Origin of the sequence: Nocardia farcinica, assembly GCF_029867845.1 — a bacterium.
Lineage (GTDB): Bacteria > Actinomycetota > Actinomycetes > Mycobacteriales > Mycobacteriaceae > Nocardia > Nocardia farcinica_A.
The window spans coordinates 1-4,454 of sequence record NZ_JARWRU010001093.1 but is presented as its reverse complement, the minus strand read 5'-3'; the positions used below and the strand labels follow the sequence as shown (position 1 = coordinate 4,454).

The 4,454-nt window shown below is 69.1% G+C and carries 2 protein-coding genes and 1 pseudogene; all 3 read left to right on the top strand.

What is annotated here, in order from left to right:
* Positions 1-955: 955 nt before the first annotated feature.
* The 3 genes and pseudogenes from sucC (at position 956) to QH283_RS24170 (ending at position 4,365) form a co-directional block, all read left to right on the top strand.
* Positions 956-2,119 carry an ADP-forming succinate--CoA ligase subunit beta gene (sucC, locus tag QH283_RS24180; protein WP_280505234.1) on the top strand — a complete coding sequence of 388 codons (1,164 nt, stop codon included), beginning with the start codon at positions 956-958 and terminating at the stop codon, positions 2,117-2,119.
* Between the two features lie 25 nt (positions 2,120-2,144).
* On the top strand, positions 2,145-3,059 hold the full coding sequence (gene sucD / locus QH283_RS24175; protein WP_280505233.1) for a succinate--CoA ligase subunit alpha: 915 nt from the start codon (positions 2,145-2,147) through the stop codon (positions 3,057-3,059).
* A gap of 214 nt (positions 3,060-3,273) precedes the next feature.
* A pseudogene (locus QH283_RS24170) lies at positions 3,274-4,365 on the top strand (DUF5336 domain-containing protein).
* The last annotated feature ends 89 nt before the right edge of the window (positions 4,366-4,454 follow it).

The following is a 4,454-nucleotide window of genomic DNA, read 5'->3' as shown; positions in this document are numbered from 1 at the left end:
GCGGCGGTCCCTGGTGTGGCCCGGGACCCCCGCCCCCCCCGCGCGCCCCCGGGCGGGGGGGGCCGGGGTGGCGGTGGGCCGCGGGCAACCCCCCCCCACGCCCCCCGCCGGGGCGCGCGGGGCCGCGTGGGCGGGCCCCGTGGGGGTCTGCGCCGAGCGCGTCGGCAGCGGATGGGCGGGCGCCGAATGAGCGGGCGCCGAGTGGGTATCCACCTCGGCGGAGGGGGCAGCGTGCGAGGGTGCGGCACGGTGCGTCGTCGAGGGGATGGACGCGCCAGCACCGGGAAGGAAGGGCTGGTCGTCGTCGCGATAACGGTGACCGGAGCGGGAACGGGAGCCCGAGGAAAAAGCGCCTGCGGCGAGCTCGGTCAGAGACGAGCGATTACTCATCGGCAGTACCACATCGTGAAGCGGGAGTTGGTCACTGTGCCGATGAAACGGCAGGTGAACGATGTCGGGGGTGTTGCGATCGAACGGCTCACCGCTTGCGGAGCGCTGTGCTGCATCAAGGCTTGCCGTCCTCCTCATCCTCTGGAACAGGGGAGTCGTGACCTAGTTGTGACATCGACTGCATGACGGTAACGAAGCGATTGCGTCGCTCGCAAGCGCTGCGCCGTTTCTCTCCCGGCATGTGAGATTCATCACGAGTGCGCGGCGGAATAACTCACGGCGTTTCGGGCACTGAAGTGAGAATGCCCGTCGTGGAAGTTCCCGGAATTTCTGCACCGGCCCCGGGCGTGCCGCTCTACCTGGCCGCACTGCCGAAAGCTACTCGTCAGTAGCCTTGGCCAGCGGTTTTGTTGCCCCCGGCCCATGCCGCGTGACCTGCGCCACTTAGGATGAACGTGGCCGATTGGCCCTCCATGTGACTGGTTAGAGTCCGACCCGACCCGCTTCCGACGTCGGGCCGCCAACAAAGACGTTGTCATAGCAACGCAGACGAGATGGTGAGTACATGGATCTCTTCGAATATCAGGCGAAGGAGCTCTTCGTTAAGCACGGAGTGCCTTCGTCCGAGGGCCGCGTCACGGACTCGGCCGAGGACGCCCGCGCCATCGCGGAGGAAATCGGCAAGCCGGTGATGATCAAGTCCCAGGTCAAGGTCGGTGGCCGCGGTAAGGCCGGTGGCGTCAAGTACGCCGCCACCCCGGACGACGCGTTCACCCACGCGCAGAACATCATCGGCCTGGACATCAAGGGCCACATCACGAAGAAGATCCTGGTCGCCGAGGCGAAGGACATCGCCGAGGAGTACTACATCTCCTTCCTGCTCGATCGCGCCAACCGCACCTACCTGGCCATGTGCTCGGTCGAGGGTGGCATGGAGATCGAAGAGGTCGCCGCCACCAAGCCGGAGCGGCTGGCCAAGGTCCCGGTGGACGCTGTCAAGGGCGTCGATCTGGCGTTCGCGCGCTCCATCGCCGAGCAGGGCCACCTGCCCGCCGAGGTGCTCGACTCCGCCGCGGTGACCATCCAGAAGCTGTGGGAGGTCTTCGTCGCCGAGGACGCCACCCTGGTCGAGGTCAACCCGCTGGTGCGCACCCCCCAGGACGAGATCCTCGCCCTGGACGGCAAGGTCACCCTGGACGAGAACGCCTCCTTCCGGCACCCGGAGCACGCGGACTTCGCCGACATCGACGCGACCGATCCGCTGGAGCTCAAGGCCAAGCAGAACGACCTCAACTACGTCAAGCTCGACGGCGAGGTCGGCATCATCGGCAACGGCGCGGGCCTGGTCATGTCCACCCTGGACGTCGTCGCCTACGCCGGTGAGAAGCACAACGGCGTCAAGCCGGCCAACTTCCTCGACATCGGCGGCGGCGCCTCGGCCGAGGTCATGGCCGCCGGCCTGGACGTGATCCTGGGCGACTCGCAGGTCAAGAGCGTGTTCGTCAACGTGTTCGGCGGCATCACCGCCTGTGACGCGGTCGCCAACGGCATCGTGAAGGCGCTGGAGATCCTGGGCGACGCGGCCACCAAGCCGCTGGTCGTGCGCCTGGACGGCAACCGCGTGGACGAGGGTCGCCAGATCCTCGCCGAGGCCGCGCACCCGCTGGTGACGCTGGCGCAGACAATGGACGAAGGCGCCGACAAGGCCGCCGAACTGGCAGCCCGCTGACGCGGACGAGTAAGGACCGAATCTCATGGCTATCTTCCTGACCAAGGACTCCAAGGTCATCGTCCAGGGCATCACCGGCGGTGAGGGCACCAAGCACACCGCCCTCATGCTCAAGGCCGGCACCCAGGTCGTCGGTGGCGTGAACGCCCGCAAGGCGGGCACCACCGTGTCGCACACCGACAAGGACGGCAACGCCGTCGAGCTGCCGGTGTTCGGCACCGTCGCCGAGGCCATCAAGGAGACCGGCGCCGACGTGTCCATCGCGTTCGTGCCGCCGAAGTTCGCCAAGGACGCCATCATCGAGGCCATCGACGCGGAGATCCCGCTGCTGGTGGTCATCACCGAGGGCATCCCGGTGCAGGACACCGCTTTCGCGTGGGCCTACAACGTCGAAAAGGGCAACAAGACCCGCATCATCGGGCCCAACTGCCCCGGCATCATCACCCCCGGCGAGGCGCTGGTCGGCATCACCCCGGCCAACATCACCGGCAAGGGCCCGATCGGCCTGGTCTCGAAGTCGGGCACGCTGACCTACCAGATGATGTACGAGCTGCGCGATTTCGGCTTCTCGACCTCCATCGGCATCGGCGGCGACCCGGTCATCGGCACCACCCACATCGACGCCATCGAGGCGTTCGAGAAGGACCCGGAGACCAAGCTGATCGTCATGATCGGCGAGATCGGCGGCGACGCCGAGGAGCGGGCGGCGGCCTACATCAAGGCCAACGTCACCAAGCCGGTCGTCGGCTACGTCGCGGGCTTCACCGCGCCGGAGGGCAAGACCATGGGCCACGCGGGCGCCATCGTGTCCGGCTCCTCGGGCACCGCCCAGGCCAAGAAGGACGCGCTGGAGGCCGCGGGTGTCAAGGTCGGCAAGACCCCCTCGGAGACCGCCGCGCTGGCGCGCGAGATCCTGGAGCAGGCCTCCATCACCGCGTGATCGCGATGAGGTGAGGCGCTGATCCGAGCGCCGGAGAAATCGTTGAAGGACCGCTTTCCGGGTATCCGGGAAGCGGTCCTTCCGCGTCGGCACCCGGTCGTGACTCGTTCCGGCGGGATGACCGGGGGCGGTCGCGTGCAGTAGCGTCAGAAACCAGTAGCGTCAGAAACGAATCCAAGCCGAAGTACACGAACTCGACCGAGGAGACGACGACATGTCCTACCCGACCGGGGGCTCCGGGTACAACACACCCGCGACGCCCTCCGCACCTTCCGCACCCGGCCCCGGCCAGCCGTCCGGTGCTGGCGCCGGTGCGAGCGCCGCCGGCGCGGCGGCCAAGGGGCTCCCGTTCTTCCTGCTGGTTGGCGTCGCCGCGCTCGGCGTGCTCATCTTCCTGCTCGGCTTCCTGCCCTTCGCCCAGGCCGAGATCACCAACTCCTTCAACGGCGCCACCATCAGCGGTGACTCGCAGTCGGCGTTCGCGATGGGTCTGTCGGCGCTGCTCGCGTTGCCGCTGCTGGCAGGTCTGCTCGCCGCGGTGTCGCTGCTGCCCTAGCAGCTGTGGCCGGGCGCGGCGGCCGCGGCCGCCGCCGCCGGCTTCCTGGCGCTGCTGTTCCAGGTCATCGGGCTGACCGACGGACTGGCCACCAAGTGGGGCGCCTGGGTGCTGATCTTCCTGGCGCTGGTGCAGACCGCGCTGGCGGTCGCGGTGGTGCTGTTCGAGGCGGGCATCCTCCAGCCGCCGGCGCCGAAGCCGGCCCAGCCCGCCCAGCAGGGCGGATTCCCGAGCCAGCAGGGCGGTTACGGCGCGCCCTACGGTCAGCAGCAGGGCCAGCCCGGCCAGCAGTACGGCCAGCAGAGCCAGCCCGCCCAGCCGTCCTACGGCCAGCAGGGTGGTTACGGCCGGCAGCAGGCCGGTTACGCCTCCGGCGCGCAGTACCCGTCGCAGGCCTCGCCCTACGGCCAGCCCGGCCAGCAGCAGTCCTCGCCCTACGGTCAGCAGCCGCAGCCGGGTCAGCAGGCGGGCTCGCCCTACGGTCAGCAGCCGGGTTACGGCGCGCAGCAGCAGTCCTCGCCGTACGCCTCCGGCGCGCAGCCGCGTCCCGACGAGAGCGCGACGCAGCACTTCGGCGGCCAGCAGGCACAGCAGGGTCAGCAGTCGGGCCAGCAGTACGGCGGCTACGGCCAGCAGCCCTCGGCCCCGCAGGCCGGTCAGCAGCAGGGCCAGCCGTTCGGCGGCGAGACCGGTAGTGATCCCGCCAAGGACGCCACCACGGCGTTCCGTCCCAGCGACGAGAACAAGTAACCACGGATCGGTCGAAACCAGGATCGGTCGAGAAGAGGGATCCCGCGCGCCCCCCCCCCGCGGGAGGGGGGGGGCTGGCGGGGCGCCGG